This window comes from Psychrobacter sp. Pi2-1, from assembly GCF_904846645.1.
GTDB lineage: Bacteria > Pseudomonadota > Gammaproteobacteria > Pseudomonadales > Moraxellaceae > Psychrobacter.
In genome coordinates this window covers 64,110-81,348 of record NZ_CAJHBO010000004.1, presented here as the reverse complement: position 1 = coordinate 81,348, position 17,239 = coordinate 64,110, and the positions used below count along the sequence as shown (strand labels likewise).

Annotated in this window: 12 protein-coding genes; 9 read left to right on the top strand and 3 right to left on the bottom strand. The window is 43.8% G+C overall.

From position 1 onward, the window contains the following. The first annotated feature begins 191 nt into the window (after positions 1-191). The 9 genes from JMX91_RS03955 (at position 192) to JMX91_RS03915 (ending at position 14,902) form a co-directional block, all read left to right on the top strand. On the top strand, positions 192-1,322 hold the full coding sequence (locus JMX91_RS03955) for a DNA topoisomerase IB (protein WP_201547759.1): 1,131 nt from the start codon (positions 192-194) through the stop codon (positions 1,320-1,322). 308 nt (positions 1,323-1,630) lie between these two features. Continuing rightward, complete coding sequence (locus JMX91_RS03950; protein ID WP_201547757.1) at positions 1,631-3,346, top strand: AMP-binding protein; 1,716 nt, start codon at positions 1,631-1,633, stop codon at positions 3,344-3,346. A gap of 72 nt (positions 3,347-3,418) precedes the next feature. Continuing rightward, positions 3,419-4,225 (top strand): SDR family NAD(P)-dependent oxidoreductase, encoded by an 807-nt coding sequence (locus tag JMX91_RS03945; RefSeq protein ID WP_201547755.1) that lies wholly within the window; start codon positions 3,419-3,421, stop codon positions 4,223-4,225. 111 nt (positions 4,226-4,336) lie between these two features. Further along, a complete protein-coding gene (locus tag JMX91_RS03940; protein WP_201547753.1) occupies positions 4,337-4,912 on the top strand; it encodes a L,D-transpeptidase family protein in 576 nt (191 codons plus the stop codon). Between the two features lie 309 nt (positions 4,913-5,221). Next, on the top strand, positions 5,222-7,819 hold the full coding sequence (clpB, locus tag JMX91_RS03935; RefSeq protein ID WP_201547751.1) for an ATP-dependent chaperone ClpB: 2,598 nt from the start codon (positions 5,222-5,224) through the stop codon (positions 7,817-7,819). Between the two features lie 198 nt (positions 7,820-8,017). Then, positions 8,018-9,277, top strand: a complete 1,260-nt coding sequence (locus tag JMX91_RS03930) for a PQQ-dependent sugar dehydrogenase (RefSeq protein ID WP_201547835.1) — start codon at positions 8,018-8,020, stop codon at positions 9,275-9,277. Between the two features lie 189 nt (positions 9,278-9,466). Next, complete coding sequence (locus JMX91_RS03925; protein WP_160021307.1) at positions 9,467-11,110, top strand: BCCT family transporter; 1,644 nt, start codon at positions 9,467-9,469, stop codon at positions 11,108-11,110. 244 nt (positions 11,111-11,354) lie between these two features. Beyond that, positions 11,355-13,007, top strand: coding sequence for a BCCT family transporter (locus JMX91_RS03920; protein WP_201547750.1), 1,653 nt, complete (start codon positions 11,355-11,357; stop codon positions 13,005-13,007). A gap of 242 nt (positions 13,008-13,249) precedes the next feature. Further along, positions 13,250-14,902: a BCCT family transporter gene (locus JMX91_RS03915; protein ID WP_201547749.1), complete on the top strand. Its 1,653-nt coding sequence runs from the start codon at positions 13,250-13,252 to the stop codon at positions 14,900-14,902. A gap of 143 nt (positions 14,903-15,045) precedes the next feature. Here the strand turns inward: JMX91_RS03915 and JMX91_RS03910 are convergent, their stop codons facing one another. The 3 genes from JMX91_RS03910 to metK form a co-directional block, all read right to left on the bottom strand. Continuing rightward, the gene (locus JMX91_RS03910) at positions 15,046-15,294 is read right to left on the bottom strand and encodes a hypothetical protein (RefSeq protein ID WP_201547748.1); all 249 of its coding nucleotides are present in this window, start codon (positions 15,292-15,294) and stop codon (positions 15,046-15,048) included. A 341-nt stretch (positions 15,295-15,635) separates the two neighbouring features. Continuing rightward, the gene (locus JMX91_RS03905) at positions 15,636-15,992 is read right to left on the bottom strand and encodes a DUF3144 domain-containing protein (protein ID WP_102078350.1); all 357 of its coding nucleotides are present in this window, start codon (positions 15,990-15,992) and stop codon (positions 15,636-15,638) included. A 76-nt stretch (positions 15,993-16,068) separates the two neighbouring features. Then, on the bottom strand, positions 16,069-17,235 hold the full coding sequence (gene metK / locus JMX91_RS03900) for a methionine adenosyltransferase (RefSeq protein ID WP_057760687.1): 1,167 nt from the start codon (positions 17,233-17,235) through the stop codon (positions 16,069-16,071). Positions 17,236-17,239 lie beyond the last annotated feature (4 nt).

Sequence of the window (17,239 nt, the reverse complement as noted above, 5' to 3'; positions counted from 1 at the left end):
TTTTTTTAATAAACTTAAGTTGTGGATAGCGCTAAATTATGCCTCAAAAAAGTAGCGTTTAGAACCCATATCACGATTTTGTCACTGCTTTATTTTACACATCGATTACACTTTGTCTGTGCCAAATAAACAGCAAAAACTACCGTCATTAATTATGCTAAAACCATGAACTCTCAAAGGTATACAGGTTTATGACAAAGGCAACAGTAAAGGCAAGCCAGCAAACAATGACCAAAGACGTGCGTCATGATTACGAGCATCTCGCACGCCGTGCCAATTTGCGTTATGTGAGTGACGACGAACCAGGCTACGAGCGTAGACGTTGGGGTTGCGGCTTTACTTATCGTGATGCAACAGGCAACACGGTCAAAGACAAAGCATTGCGTCAGCGTTTTGATGCATTGGTGATACCGCCCATGTGGTCAGAGGTGTGGATATGCCAAGACGAAAGAGGCCATTTGCAATCAACAGGGCGAGACGAAAAATCACGCAAACAGTATCTGTATCATCCGTCATGGAACAACATCCGTGACCAAGCAAAGTTTGATGCGATGATAGGATTTGCAGAGGCACTGCCCAATCTACGCGCGCAGGTGGAGGCAGATTTGGAAGCAGAGTCCTTATCACGTACCAATGTGCTTGCTGCCGTTGTTAAATTGCTTGAAACTACTTTGATTCGTATTGGTAATAGCCGCTACGCCAAACAAAATAAAAGCTATGGTCTAAGTACGTTACGTAGTAAGCATGTCAGCGAAACCGACAATGGACTGGCGTTTGATTTTGTCGGAAAAAGTGCAAAAGAGCATCATATTGAGCTACAAGACGAGCGATTGATTGACATCGTGCAAGCCTGTTCTGAGCTGCCAGGCTATCAGATATTCAAATATCTAGATGATAATGGGCATAAGCAAGTCGTTGATAGTAGTGATATCAATGACTACTTACGGATGCATACGTGCGGCATGGACTGCGAAAGTAAACTGTACAGCGCAAAGGATTTTCGTACATGGATGGCAAGTGTTCTTGCAGCAAGCTACCTATATGACGAACTGCAAACAACTGCAGGCGCTAACATATTAACCAGTGCACCAGAAAGCGCTGAGCGACAGCAATTAGTCACTGATATGGTAAAAAGTGTGGCAGCAGAGCTGGGTAATACACCAACCGTATGCCGTGCCTCTTATATTCATCCCATTGTCATTGAGCGTTTTTTGGCAGGACAGTTCTTTGAGATTTACAAACAAGCACGCCGTGGACGAACTAAGAAATACCAAAGCTGTGAAGAGAAAGCGTTGTTAGGGTTTTTAAGAGCTGATGTTTAGGTGTGAGGTTTTAAATAATAATATTGAGGTGTTAATTCTTTAATAGGAAATCGAAAGTATGTGGCAGTACTTTGGCTATTGATTGTAGGTGTCTTCGCGGACTTATAGCGAATTAATGATAATTAGTTATAGATTACCTCTATTTCTATAAAATAAAAATGATACGTTATGTATTGAAATAAACGTAGAAATGCGTTACTAATAGAGCATGATAAATACGAACCTATGAAACGGTCTATAGGATGTGGCCGTTTTTCAATCATAAATACCATTTTACCAGTTACCTGCTATTGCTAAAGGATTAGCTTATGAACACCACCTCTCAAACTCCGACGAATATTGATACAGACACTACCTTCGTACCAAAAAACTATACCGATTACTATAATAATTTTGATATGGATACATTGCTGTCAGAAATCTTTGGCGAGCAGGTGGACGATCGACTAAATGCTTATATGGCTTGCTGTGGTCGCCATGTACGCGATGGCCGCGCTGACAATGCTGCGTTAGTACACGAAGACACGACAGGCAATGTAACGCGCATGACTTTTGGTGAGCTTGACAAAGCGAGTGCTCAAATCGCTAACTTGCTACAGTCGTATGGGGTAAAAGCGGGAGATAAGGTAGCGACGATGCTACCGCGCACGCCAGAGCTGCTGACCGTTGTATTGGCGACATGGCGTATCGGGGCGGTATATCAGCCGCTATTTACCGCGTTTGGCTATGATTCAATCAAATATCGGATGGATAAAGCCGATACCAAAGTCGTTTTTACTAACTTAGAAAATCGCAGTAAGTTTGAAGATTTGGCTGAGCAAACCAAAATGGTGTTGGTCGGTAGTACTGAGGATGCTCAGACATGGGGTGACGATCACTATATCCAGTCTATGGAAGCACAGTCGCAAACGATTGAACCAGTAACGCTCGATACAGATGCGCCATTCTTGCAAATGTTCACCTCTGGTACAGTCGGTAAATCAAAAGGCGTCAGTGTTCCATTGACTGCGTTACCTGCTTTTTACCTATATATGCGTTATGCCATCGACCTACGCAAAGATGATCAATATTGGAACATGGCAGATCCAGGCTGGGCGTATGGCTTGTACTATGCCATCACAGGGCCTCTGCTATTGGGTATCACGACTTATTTTAATGAAGCAGGATTTGACGCGACCAATACCCGTGAGTTTATGGTGCGTCATAAGATTACCAATTTGGCCTCTTCACCAACTGCATTTCGAATGATGAAGTCTAGCGGCGTGTTTGATAGTGTTAATGAAGGCGCTCATAACGATACTAACGCCAAGCTGTCTTTGCGCTGTGCCAATTCAGCAGGAGAGACGCTAAACACCGAAGTGGTCAACTGGGTCGAAACCTATCTAAACTGCCAAGTAAAAGATCAATATGGGCAAACAGAAACGGGCATGACTTGCTGTGCGCATCATGCACTGATACATGAATGTCCTGTTGGCTCGATGGGTATGGCGCTCCCAGGTCATACGCTAGTCGTACTAGATGATGACATGAATGTACTGCCAGATGGTGAGCAAGGGCAGCTAGCAGTCGTCGTCAGTCAATCACCTGCGTTTTATTTCCGGGGTTATAGCTGGAATGAAAAACAAGCCTTTGTAGATGACTACTATCTGACAGGCGACGTGGTCGAGCGCCACAGTGATGGCAGTTATTGGTTCTCAGGCCGTGATGATGACATCATTATTACTGCAGGTTATCGCGTAGGGCCTACTGATGTCGAAAATACCGTCTTAGAGCATGAAGCAGTGGCAGAATCAGCGGCAGTAGGCGTGCCAGACGAAGTGCGTGGACATACGATCAAATCTTATGTGGTGCTAAAAGATGGCATCGAAGGCAGTGAGCAAATCGCTAAAGAAATCCAAGAGCTGGTGCGCAAACGTCTATCCACTCATGCCTATCCACGTGAGGTCGAGTTTGTGACAGAACTGCCGAAAACGCCAAGTGGCAAGATTCAACGCTTTTTGCTGCGTAGTCTATCTGCTGCATAAATGAATTGGTGAATCGTCTATAAATTTAATAGAAAAATATCTAATAAGAAGCAAAAATTTAAAGGAATAATCATGCAAGTTAAAGAAAACAGCTTTTTGGTCACAGGCGGCGCATCAGGTTTGGGCGAATCAGTGGCTCGCGCGATTGTAGGTCAAGGTGGTAACGTCGTTATCGCTGATTTAAATGAATCTGCTGGGCAAGCATTGGTCGCTGAGTTGGGTGATCGCGCGCGCTTTGTACGCTGTGACATCACTAACGGCGATGAAGTGCAATCAGCCGTTGAAATGGCAGAGTCAGCTTTTGGCGGCTTACAAGGGTCAATTAACTGTGCTGGTATCGTCGTGGTACAAAAGCTGCTAGATCGCGATAATAATCCGGCAGACCTTGAGGCATTTAGCCGTGGGGTCAATGTCAATCTGGTCGGTTCATTTAATGTCGCCCGTTTGGTCGCTGCTAGCATTGCCAAGCGCATAGCTAGTGATAGCAATGCAGGCGAGGATGTAGAAAAGAACCATGTAGGAAAAAATGCCGATCAAGGTATTATTATTAATACAGCCTCTATCGCAGCCTTCGATGGTCAAGTAGGTCAAGCCAGCTATTCCTCGTCCAAAGCAGGCGTGGTTGGCCTAACCTTGCCGCTTGCTCGTGAGCTGGCACGTCATGGCATTCGCGTGATGACTATCGCACCGGGTGTTTTTGCTACGCCGATGATGGAGAGCATTCCTGAAAAAGCACGCGAACAGTTAGAGGCAGGCGTGCCTTATCCTAAACGTTTAGGCGCTCCTAATGAGTTTGCCAAATTGGTCACTCATATCATTGACAATGCCTATCTAAATGGTGAAGTCATCCGCTTAGATGGTGCGATTCGCATGGTGTAACAGCACAGCGATTGATTCATTATTTTTGCACAAAACGTATATACAGAATCTGGCATAGTGCTTTGATACATATGATTAATGACGAAAAATTAATTGTGAGGATCAAAGCATATGCTATTTTTTTATAATAAATTTCACCCGTCAAATAAGCAGCGCACGTATTGGTTGCTTATAGGCATTAGCCTTGTTGCTATTATAAGCACCAGTGCTATTGCTTATGCCAAAAACTCCTCAACATCCAAAAACCCCATTCCTGTGTCGGCAGTCATTGATCGAGTCTTCGTCGACAAATCAGATCGTATCTTAAAACTGATGAGCGATGGTAAAGCCATTAAGTCATATCGTATTGCGCTAGGGGGCAGTCCATCAGGTCATAAGCAACAAGAAGGCGATCAGCGTACGCCCGTTGGAGTTTATACCTTAGATTATAAAAATGAGAACTCTATCGCGTATCGTTCCATTCATATTAGCTATCCAAATGATGAAGACAAGGCACGAGCGAAGTCAGTAGGGGTCAATCCGGGCGGCGATATTATGATTCATGGGCAAATGAATGGCTTTGCACATTTGGGCTGGTTGAATCAACAACGCGATTGGACCGATGGTTGTATCGCGGTCACCAATGATGAGATGGATGAAATTATGGCAGCGGTGACACTTGGTACTCCTATCGAAATCGTGGAGTAGAATAGTCGGTTTATGATTGGGTCTATGCCAAATAGGTACATTGCTCATTACCGTATCCAATGGAGATTTATTTTTAATTTTCATTGATAAAATGGCATAACTTATCTACTAACTACCTTTAACTGATATTAATAGCTCATTTAAATATTATTAATAGTAAATATCATTGCTTTAAGTAAGGTTTTATTTGGTAATCGTCTTGAAATAGGTATATATATACCTTATATAAGTGACAGATAACAGTAGGCACTAGACTAAGATAGTCCTTAGAGGTGCTACTGAGAATACCAATTATAAAAGGATATAGACATGAGATTTGAGAAGTTTACTCAAAAACTGCAATCCGCCATTCAAGAAGCACAGAGCCTAGCATTAGGTCGCGATCATACGGGTATTGATCCTGTGCATTTGCTTGCGGTCTTACTACAAGATGAGTCTAATTTATCTATCTGCCAACAAGCAGGTGCTTCTATTCCAGCGCTAAAAAATGGTGTTGCCAAAGCATTGGACAATCAAGCAACGATTTCGGAGCCGACAGGTGACGTCAACCTGAACCCAAACTCGGTCAAAATCTTGAACTTGGCTGATCGTCAGGCGCAAAAAGAAGGCGATGATTTTATCGCGACGGAATGGGTCATGTTGGCACTTGCTGAGCAGGGTGAAACCAAAAAGATATTTGAAAGTGCAGGCGTAACGGCTAGCAAACTAAAAGCTGTGATTGAGCAGCTGCGTGGCGACGATACGGTGAATAACCAAAACGCAGAAGATCAGCGTGATGCACTCAACAAATATACGATCAACCTGACTGAACAAGCGGAGCTTGGCAAGCTAGATCCAGTCATTGGCCGTGATGAAGAGATTCGCCGTACCATTCAGGTGCTATCACGCCGTACCAAAAACAACCCTGTACTCATCGGCGAGCCGGGCGTTGGTAAGACGGCTATCGTTGAAGGCTTGGCGCAAAAAATCATCAATGGTGACGTGCCAGAAGGTCTGCGCCGTAAAGAAGTGCTGTCGTTAGACTTAGGCGCACTGATTGCAGGGGCGAAATTCCGCGGTGAGTTTGAAGAGCGCCTCAAAAGCGTACTCAGTGATTTGGCCAAGCAAGAAGGCAATGTCATCCTATTCATCGATGAGCTACATACGATGGTTGGTGCGGGTAAATCTGAAGGTGCAATGGATGCGGGTAATATGCTAAAACCTGCACTAGCTCGCGGTGAGCTACATTGTGTTGGTGCAACGACGCTTGATGAATACCGCAAGTACATCGAAAAAGATGCAGCGCTTGAGCGTCGTTTCCAAAAAGTACTAGTCGATGAGCCAACGGTCGAAGATACCATTGCGATATTACGTGGTCTAAAAGAGCGTTACGAGCTGCATCATGGCGTCGATATTCAAGATAGTGCCATTATCGCTGCTGCGCGCATGAGTCATCGCTATATCACTGACCGTAAGCTACCAGATAAAGCGATTGATTTAATTGACGAAGCGGCCAGTCGTCTGCGCATGGAGATGGATAGCAAGCCTGAATCATTAGGTAAGCTTGATAGCCGTTTGATTCAATTAAAAATGCAGCGTGAAGTGCTCAAAAATGAAGAAGATGCTGGCGCGCAAGCCGAGCGTAAAGTGCTCGATGCGCAAATAGCGGAATTGGAAAAAGAGTATGCTGATCTCAACGAGGTTTGGCAGGCAGAGAAAGCACTGGTCAAAGGCAGTCAACAGCTAAAAGACGAGCTAGATAAAGCCCGTATTGCGTATGACAAGGCTAGCCGAGAAGGCGATTATGAGACCATGAGTAAGCTGCAATACGAAACCATTCCGCAGTTAGAACGACGTATTCATGAGTCTGACTTGGCAGAGCAAAAAGAACAGACAGGTGAAGGTAGCGGTGTCAAATTGCTACGTAATAAGGTGACAGACAATGAAATCGCCGAAGTGGTTGCGGCCGCGACTGGTATTCCAGTCAGCAAAATGATGCAAGGCGAGCGTGATAAGATGATCGCAATGGAAGAAAAGCTCCATGAGCGTGTTATCGGTCAAAACGAAGCGGTCGAATCGGTGGCCAATGCGGTACGTCGTAGCCGTGCAGGCTTATCTGATCCAAATCGTCCTTCTGGTTCGTTCTTGTTCTTGGGACCTACTGGTGTTGGTAAAACTGAGCTGACCAAATCACTAGCAAACTTCTTGTTTGACTCTGAAGATGCGATTGTACGTATCGACATGAGTGAGTATATGGAAAAACACAGTGTCAGCCGCCTCGTAGGAGCGCCTCCAGGCTATGTTGGCTATGAAGAAGGCGGTACATTGACTGAAGCAGTACGCCGTAAGCCGTACAGCGTCATATTGTTCGATGAAGTAGAGAAGGCGCATCCTGATGTATTCAACATCTTGCTGCAAGTATTGGACGATGGTCGCTTAACCGATTCGCAAGGTCGGGTGGTAGATTTCAAAAACACTGTGATTATCATGACCAGTAACTTGGGTTCGCATAAGATTCAAGAAATGGTAGGTGAAAGTTACGATGATATCAAAGCGGAAGTAATGGATTCTGTTGGGCAGCATTTCCGTCCAGAGTTCGTCAACCGTATTGATGAAATCGTAGTCTTCCATCCGCTTGGTATGTCGCAGATGGCAGGTATTGCAGATATTCAACTGAATCGCTTACGTCAGCGTATCCAAGAGCGTGAGATGGATATTGAGCTGTCAGCAGATGCGATGAATAAATTGGTTGCCGTGGGTTATGACCCTGTTTATGGTGCTCGTCCTTTGAAGCGTGCCATTCAACAAGAGATTGAAAACCCATTATCATTGAAGCTATTGGCAGGTGATTTTGTCGCTGGTGATATTATCAAAGTCGATGTAGGTGCCGATGACAAGCTAACCTTTGATAAGCTTAGAATGAGCTAATCACATTGGCATCGATGTCTTTATGATCTAACGATACTCTTAAAATCAGCCCCTTATCTGCAAGCGTAGATAAGGGGTTTCTCATTTGAGAAAGGGCGTTTTACGCTACTATTCTTTTACCATTTAAATATCAAGACTATGCTATAAATAAATGAACGACTAATCATATAAGTGCAAACTGGATAAAGAGGAAAGATGATGATGATCCATATTGAACGTGTAAGCCTCCCCTTAACATCGCCGTTAATAATCGCGGCTTTATTGTTCAGCACATCAGCTTGCTCCAACCCTGCAACCGTCAATACCAGCAACAACGTACCAGAACAGAAAGAGATGCAAACCTCTAAAGCAGACATGCAGACAAGTGATGCTCAAGTTAGCGCGGACAAGCCTGAGTTTACAACCAAAGCGGTCGCAACCTTTGATGAGCCTTGGGCCATGACAGCGTTACCCATTACAGATAGCAAAGCGCCAAAATTACTAGTAACACAAAAAACAGGTGAGCTATTTATCGTAGATACCGCGACGGGTAATAAGTCCAAAATCGAAGGCGTTCCTACAGTCGCTTACGGTGGTCAAGGCGGCTTGGGAGACATCATCGTGGCTCCAGATTTTGCGACGTCCAATACCGTCTATCTTAGCTACGCGGAAGCAGGAACAGGAAATGATAGCAATAAATTTGGTGCCAAAGTGATCAAGGCGACACTCTCAGGATTAGAGACAGCCACACCTACGTTGCAAGGTATCACACCTATCTGGCAACAGTCTCCGAAAGTCACAGGGCAAGGACATTATAGTCATCGCCTGCTGTTTTCACCCGATGGCCGCTATCTATATATCAGCTCAGGCGAGCGTCAAGACAAAGACCCAGCACAAGACATGAGTGGTAATTTGGGTAAGATAATACGGTTGAGTCCTGATGGTAACGCCCCGACAGACAATCCGTTTACTGATAATGAGTTGGCCAAACAGTTTTGGACCATCGGACATCGCAATGTGCTTGGTATGGCATTTGACGATAGCGGACAGCTTTGGGCGCACGAGATGGGACCAAAGGGCGGGGATGAATTTAATATTATTGAGAAGGGTAACAACTATGGCTGGCCAGTGGTATCCAATGGACGCAATTATTCAGGTCTAGATATTCCTGACCATGATACTAAGCCAGAGTTTGCGGCACCCAAAATTACTTGGACACCTGTCATATCACCATCTGCTATGAGCATCTATGCGGCTGGTACTCATAATGACTTTCCTAGCTGGCAGGGCAATGCGCTTATCAGTGGCTTATCGTCTAAAGCGCTTATCGTAGTGGGCATAAACGACGACAATACCGCGGCTGAGCGTTATCGCTATGACATGGGAGAGCGTGTACGCAGTGTGCTAGCAGTAGACGGGCAAGTGTGGACACTTGAAGACGGTAATGATGCACAATTACTCAGATTATTGCCCAAATAACATCGAAACAATATTGAAAAAACATCAAATTAAAGACGTATTTATCTACCTGTATATTTAATTATTTTAATAAAACTATCGAATTCTTTTAGAGTAAATTAATAGTTTTATCAAGTTTTATTTTGTAATAGATTGATAGTTAAGACCTATTTTGTTAAGGTAACGTTCCTTGAAATTTGAGACTTGCACATGGAAGAAGTAAAAGTAGGCAGATTAGGACCTTTTCCGCGGGTAAGTAAACCTGTGTTTATTACATCGTCACTGCTGATTGTTGGCTTTATTATTTTCGGTGCGTTTTTCACCGAAACAGCAGGGGCTGTTTTTAGTTTTTTACAAAATTTTATTACCGATAAGTTTGGTTGGCTATTCATTATTCTAGTTAATACTGCGCTTGCGCTTTGTATTTACTTGGCAATGAGTCGCTATGGTGATATTCGACTAGGTAACCAAACAGAACGACCGCAGTACAATCTGTTCTCTTGGATTGGCATGCTATTCTCTGCCGGCATCGGTATTGGACTTGTCTACTGGGGTACAGCCGAGCCGTTGTATCACTTTATGGCACCACCAATGGGCGATGCCGAGACAGTAGAAGCCGCCAAGCAAGCAATGAATATCTCGTTTATGCATTGGGGTCTACATGCTTGGGCGATTTATACGATTGTAGCGCTATCTTTAGCGTACTTCCATTTCCGTCGCGGCCTACCATTATCGATTCGATCTACTTTGTATCCTTTACTTGGTAAAAAGATCTATGGTCGTTGGGGACACACGGTCGATATCTTGGCTGTGTTTGGTACGATGTTTGGTGTGGTTACCTCACTCGGGCTTGGGGTTATGCAGATCAACTCTGGACTCGAAAAGCTGTTTGGTATGCCTAACAGTCTTACCGTACAGTTTGGTTTGATCGCTTTCATCACAGCGCTAGCAGCAGCTTCAGTCTTGATGGGTTTGGATAAAGGTATTAAGCGTTTAAGTGATATCAATATTGGTTTCACTATCGTCTTATTAGCGTTTATGGTCATCTTAGGACCAACGCTATTTATCTTTGATAGCTTTATCGAAAACATCGGCAACTATCTGACTGTGATTGTACCTCTAGGTACATGGGGTGAGTCTTATAGCGGTACAGATTGGCAAAGTAGTTGGACGATATTTTATTGGGCATGGTGGGTAAGCTGGGCACCATTCGTTGGTATCTTTATTGCTCGTATCTCTCGTGGCCGTACTATCCGTGAATTTACGCTTGGTGTACTACTGATTCCAATGCTGATTTTGTTCTTCTGGTTTACCACCTTTGGCGGCGTTGCTGTTCATATGGAGCTTGCTTCTGCTCTGTCAGGTGTTAGCCCAGGATTGGTTGAAGCAGTACAAGCGGATTCTGGTAGTGCCATCTTTAAACTGGTTGAATACTACCCATTGGCAAAACCAATTACGCTACTGATTGTCGTCATGATTATGCTATGGTTCGTGACCTCGTCAGATTCTGCTAGCTTTGTCATCGATATGTTGACTGCTGGTGGCGATACCAACCCACCTAAAATCCAGCGCTTATTTTGGGCGACGACAGAAGGCGTTATCGCCGCTATCTTGCTAGCGGCTGGTGGATTGTCTGCGCTACAGGCGGCGGCTATCGTAGCGGGACTACCGTTTGCCTTAGTGGTCTTTGTCATGATGTATGCGCTACTGCGTGGTTTGAGTCGCGATCGTCTGATTCTATACAGAGCGCAACAAGGCTTTATTACGGATGAATCAGCAGACCATAACTCAGCGAATGAATTCGTTGATGAGCATCTGCTAAAAGGGCCACCTAAGATTGTTAAAGGTGACTAAGAAGTAGATAGGATTAAGACAGCTACTTAAGCTTTTAATAGAAGAAGCCCCAATTTAAAAGTAAATTGGGGCTTCTTTATTGGGTAAAGATATTTAAATTTGTTCAGAACAAATTCAGTTTGTCGAAATATTATTGCTGCAATGTTACTACGATTTCTATACATTCGGCAGTATTTACATGGTGTTATATTTAGTGATTCGTTCATACCTTGCTATGGTTACGCTCTTTTTTGGGGATATACCTATGGATCATGTAAAAGTTGGCAGGTTAGGCCCTTTCCCGCGGGTAAGTAAACCTGTTTTTTTAACTTCAGCATTACTTATTATTATATTTATTGTTCTTGGCGTTTTTTTTACTGAATCTGCCGGTACGTTGTTCAGTTTTTTACAAGGCTTTATTACCGATAAATTTGGTTGGTTTTTCATTATTCTCGTTAATGTGGCCTTAGGACTTTGTGTTTATTTGTCTATGAGCCGTTATGGCGATATTCGTCTTGGTGCTCAAACTGAGACACCACAGTACAGTCTATTTTCGTGGATCGGTATGCTGTTCTCTGCTGGCATCGGTATTGGACTTGTCTACTGGGGTACAGCAGAGCCCTTACATCACTTTATGGCACCGCCACTCGGTGAAAAGGAAACGATAGAAGCCGCCAAACAGGCGATGAATATTACCTTTTTACATTGGGGCTTACATGCTTGGGCATTGTACGCGATTGTAGCGCTATCTTTAGCCTATTTCCATTTTCGCCGTGGCTTACCACTATCGATTCGCTCAACCCTTTATCCTATATTGGGTAAAAAGATATATGGCTCGTGGGGTCATGCCGTTGATATCTTAGCCGTATTCGGTACGATGTTTGGTGTGGTGACGTCACTCGGTCTTGGGGTTATGCAAATCAACTCAGGGCTTGAGAAATTATTTGGTATTCCTAATAACCTCACAATACAAATCGCTCTGATTGCTTTTGTTACTGCTTTAGCCGCCTGTTCTGTCATGATGGGCTTGGATAAGGGTATCAAGCGTCTAAGCGATGTGAATATCGGTTTGACGGCTATTCTACTTGGTTTTATGGTCGTCTTAGGGCCGACGCTTTTCATTTTTGATAGCTTCCTAGAAAATATCGGCAACTATCTTTCAGTGGTTGTACCATTAGGTCTATGGGGAGAGTCTTATGAAGGTGAGGCAAACTGGCAGTCAGCATGGACGATATTTTATTGGGCATGGTGGGTAAGTTGGGCACCATTTGTCGGCGTGTTTATTGCTCGTATCAGCCGTGGTCGTACGATTAGAGAGTTTGTACTTGGGGTGTTACTTATTCCTATGGCCATATTGTTCTTTTGGTTTTCAACTTTCGGCGGCGTTGCTATTCATATGGAGCTGCTCGCTGCTATTGATCCAGCGTTGGTTAGTCCTGGACTGGTCGAGGCGGTACAAACAGATTTTGGTAGTGCCATTTTTAAATTGGTTGAATACTATCCATTGGCGCAACCCATCACATTTATGATTGTGATTATGATTGTATTGTGGTTCGTGACCTCATCAGATTCAGCAAGTTTTGTCATCGATATGCTGACGGCTGGTGGTGATACCAATCCGCCAAAGATTCAACGTTTATTTTGGGCAAGCACTGAAGGTGTCATTGCTGCTGTGTTGTTGGCTGCTGGTGGATTGAGCGCGTTACAAGCAGCCGCTATCGTAGCAGGATTGCCATTTGCCTTGGTTATATTTGCAATGATGTATGCGCTACTGCGTGGTTTGAGTCGTGATCGACTGATACTATATAGAGCGCAGCAGCATTATATTACTGAAGAATCAGCAGATCATAACTCGGCAGATGAATTTGCTGATGAGCATCTGCTAAAAGGGCCACCTAAGATTGTTAAAGGTGACTAAAAGTAGGTAAAAGTAAGACTGCTATTTAAGCTTTTGATAGAAGAAGCCCCAATTTATTTTTAAATTGGGGCTTCTTTGTTGGGTAAAGATACTTAAATTTATTCAGGATAAATTCGTATTGTTGAAAATTATTACCGAAATGTTACTACCATTTATATACATTCGGTAGTATTTACAAGGTGTTATATTTGATAATTCGTTCATACCTTGGTATGGTTACGCACTTTTTTGGGGATATACCTATGGATCATGTAAAAGTTGGCCGATTAGGCCCTTTTCCGCGGGTAAGTAAACCTGTATTTTTGACTTCAGCAATCTTGATACTGGCGTTCATTATTTTTGGCGCTTTATTCAATGAACAGGCAGAAGTGGTATTTAACCAAGCAAAAGCATTTGTCTCTTTACGCTTCGGCTGGTTCTTTATTGTCGTGGTCAATTTAACATTGGTCATGAGTATTTATATGATATTTAGCCGCTACGGCGATATCAGACTCGGTCATCAGAATGAGAGGCCAGAGTACAATATGGTTTCTTGGATTGGTATGCTGTTTTCAGCAGGTATCGGTATTGGGCTGCTTTATTGGGGCACCGCTGAGCCGCTGTATCACTTTATGGCACCACCATTAGGCGAGGCGGAGACAGTTGCCGCTGCCAAGCAAGCGATGAATATCTCGTTCCTACATTATGGTCTACATGTATGGGCGCTATATGGCATGGTTGCGCTATCGCTCGCATATTTTCATTATCGAGTAGGTTTACCACTGGCTATCCGTTCGACACTTTATCCAATATTGGGTAAAAAGATCTACGGCGGTTGGGGGCATACGGTAGATACGCTCGCCGTGTTTGGTACGATGTTTGGGGTAGTGACCACGTTAGGTCTTGGCGTTTTGCAGATTAACTCAGGCCTTGAGACGTTATTTGGTATACCCAATAATATTACGGTGCAGATTATTTTGATTGGCCTTATCACCATGCTAGCAGGGTTGTCTCTGTTTATGGGATTGGATAAAGGCATCAAGCGTCTAAGTGATACCAATATATTGTTCACTGTGATATTGCTAAGTTTTGTGATTATCTTTGGGCCTACGCAGTTTATTTTTAATAGCTTCGTAGAAAACATCGGCAACTATTTGCATCAAATCGTGCCGTTAGGTCTATGGACAGAGTCTTATAGAGGCGAAGAAAACTGGCAAGCTTCTTGGACGATTTTTTATTGGGCTTGGTGGATCAGCTGGTCACCATTCGTAGGGGTGTTTGTTGCGCGTATTTCTCGTGGCCGTACCATTCGTGAGTTCATACTAGGTGTATTATTAATTCCTATCACGATACTTTTCTTGTGGTTTACCGCCTTTGGTGGTTCTGCGGTAAATATGGAATTGATGGCAGCGGCAGATCCTAATCTCGTTAGTCCAGGTCTGATCGAAGCCGTTAAAGCAGATACAGGCAGTGCTATCTTTAAGCTCATGGAATCTTATCCACTTACTGATGCGGTGAACCTACTCATCGTGGTCATGATTGTACTGTGGTTTGTTACGTCATCAGATTCAGCTAGCTTTGTTATCGACATGCTGACCTCGGGCGGCGATACTAATCCGCCAAAGATTCAACGTTTGTTTTGGGCAGGTGCTGAAGGCGTTATCGCTGCTGTACTATTGGCAGCAGGTGGTTTGAGTGCATTACAAGCGGCATCGATTGTCTCAGGATTTCCTTTTGCTATTGTGATCGTCGTGATGATGTATTCTCTATTGCGTGGCCTCAGTCGCGATCGCTTGATACTGTATCGTAATCAGCAATGGTTCACCACAGAAGAGTCAGCAGAGCACAACTCGGCCAATGAATTCCGTGATGAAGAGCTACTAAAAGGCCCACCAGCACTTGAGAAAGATGCTTAAGCTTTAGAGTTTATTTCTCAGCTACAAAAATACCCAGCTTGTCATAAGCTGGGTATTTTTATGGATGTTCAATATTTTTAATAGAAAGTCTTCCAATACAGCAGCTTTCAGCACAGCAGATCTCGATATAATCGCTTTATAGATTAATTGCATTCGCCTTTTGTATAACCAATGGCTTCAGGAATATTACAGGCTGAGCAGGCATTACTAGCCGTTCGGTAGCTAACAATTGATCCAACTTTCGTTTTTACACAGACGGGTTCATATTGTGCCGTACAGATATTATTGGCAGGATTAGCGGGTGGACATTGAGTAAGAGCATCTTCAAACTGCTGACTGATATCAGGAATGGATGGGGTAGGTGTTTGACCAGACGTGCCTACATCAGACATAGAGCTACAGCCCGTCAAAGCTAGAACTAATATCAATATAAGTGATAATGGTTTGAACGAAGATTGATTAATTTTGGAAAATCGACAATTGGATAGAGTTTGTTTCATAAGAAATGTCCTTATTAATAATATTCGATAGCGTCCTGTTATCGCTGATGGATTTGCCTATTGAGGCTAAACGCTTAAGTATTTATGGTAGCTCATTTATCAATAGCTATCCACTTAAACACCATACAAAAAACCCCAAGCTCAATTAAGCTTGGGGTTTTGTTTTCTGCCATCAAATATTGATACTACGACAGCATGTCTAAATGAAAGACATCTAGACTGACGACATTCGCTTATTCAGCTGGTTTGTCATCTTGGTTTAGCTGCACGTACTTGTCAAAGTTTTGAGCATAATCAGTTAAATTATCGCTTAGCATTTGGCGATACTGTTTAACATAAAACTCGACGATATCGTCTTTTTCTTTAGCGAAATCATCACCTTTGACGAAGCCGATAGAGGCAACTGACGCGCTATAGCGTGCTGCAGCATACAATAAAGAAGCACCTACTTGACCTGAATGTGCTTCAGGACCTAGCTGGCTGTTGGCGATACCGATGATAGCGTCAGCACGTTGATAGAATGCCTGCATTTCAGGGGTGATTTCAATGTTAGCATCAGCGTTTTGGTCTTGAATATTGTCTTGAGACATAAGCAACTCCTAATAATAAGTGTCAGTAGTTTTTAGTATATAAAAATGGGTGGCAAACGTTTTAAAGTAATGACTCTTATAAACCAGCGTCTGCTTTTAAGATATCAGCTTTGTCTGTTTTTTCCCACGTAAAGGCAGTCTCTGAGCCTGGACGACCAAAGTGTCCAAAGGTAGCAGTCTGCTGATACATTGGCTGTAGTAAGTTCAACATACGGGTAATGCCGTAAGGGCGTAGGTCAAAGTGAGTACGAATCAAGCGAATGATCTCATCGTTGCTGATTTTGCTAGTACCAAAGGTATTAACAGAGATAGAAGTCGGCTCAGCGACACCAATTGCATAGCTGACCTGTACTTCACAGCGCTCAGCAAGACCTGCTGCTACGATGTTTTTGGCCACATAACGTACTGCGTAAGCAGCACTGCGATCCACTTTTGAAGGATCTTTACCACTGAACGCACCGCCACCATGACGTGCCATACCGCCGTAAGTATCAACAATAATTTTACGACCAGTCAGACCAGCATCACCAACAGGACCGCCAATCACAAACTTACCAGTTGGGTTGATATGATAGCGTGTGCCAGCGTGCAATAAGTCAGCTGGTAGCACTTGCTTAATGATAGATTCCATCACAGCTTCTTGTAGATCTGACTGCGAGATGCTTGGATCATGCTGTGTTGATAATACAACAGCATCGATGGCGACAGGACGATTGCCGTCATACTTCAAGGTCACCTGCGCTTTGGCATCTGGACGCAACCATGGCAGCTCACCTGCACGGCGCAGCTCCGACTGACGCTCCATCAAACGATGGGCATACTCGATAGGTGCTGGCATTAATACTTCGGTCTCATTACTGGCATAACCAAACATCAAGCCTTGGTCGCCTGCACCTTGCTCTTCAGGGTCGCTACGATCGACACCTTGCGCGATTTCAGGAGATTGTTTGCCTAGCATGTTGATGACTGCACAAGTCTCGCCATCAAAGCCTAGGTCTGAATGGTGATAGCCAATGCCATTTACGGTGTCACGAACCAGACGTTCTAAATCGATATTTGCGGTTGTAGTGATTTCACCTGCAAGTATGACTGCGCCTGTTTTTACTAAGGTTTCGCATGCTACACGTGCGTGCAGATCTTCACGTAAGATAGCGTCAAGGATAGCGTCTGATATTTGGTCAGCCATTTTGTCAGGATGGCCTTCGCTCACAGATTCTGAGGTAAATAAGTTGTATTCACGCATAATG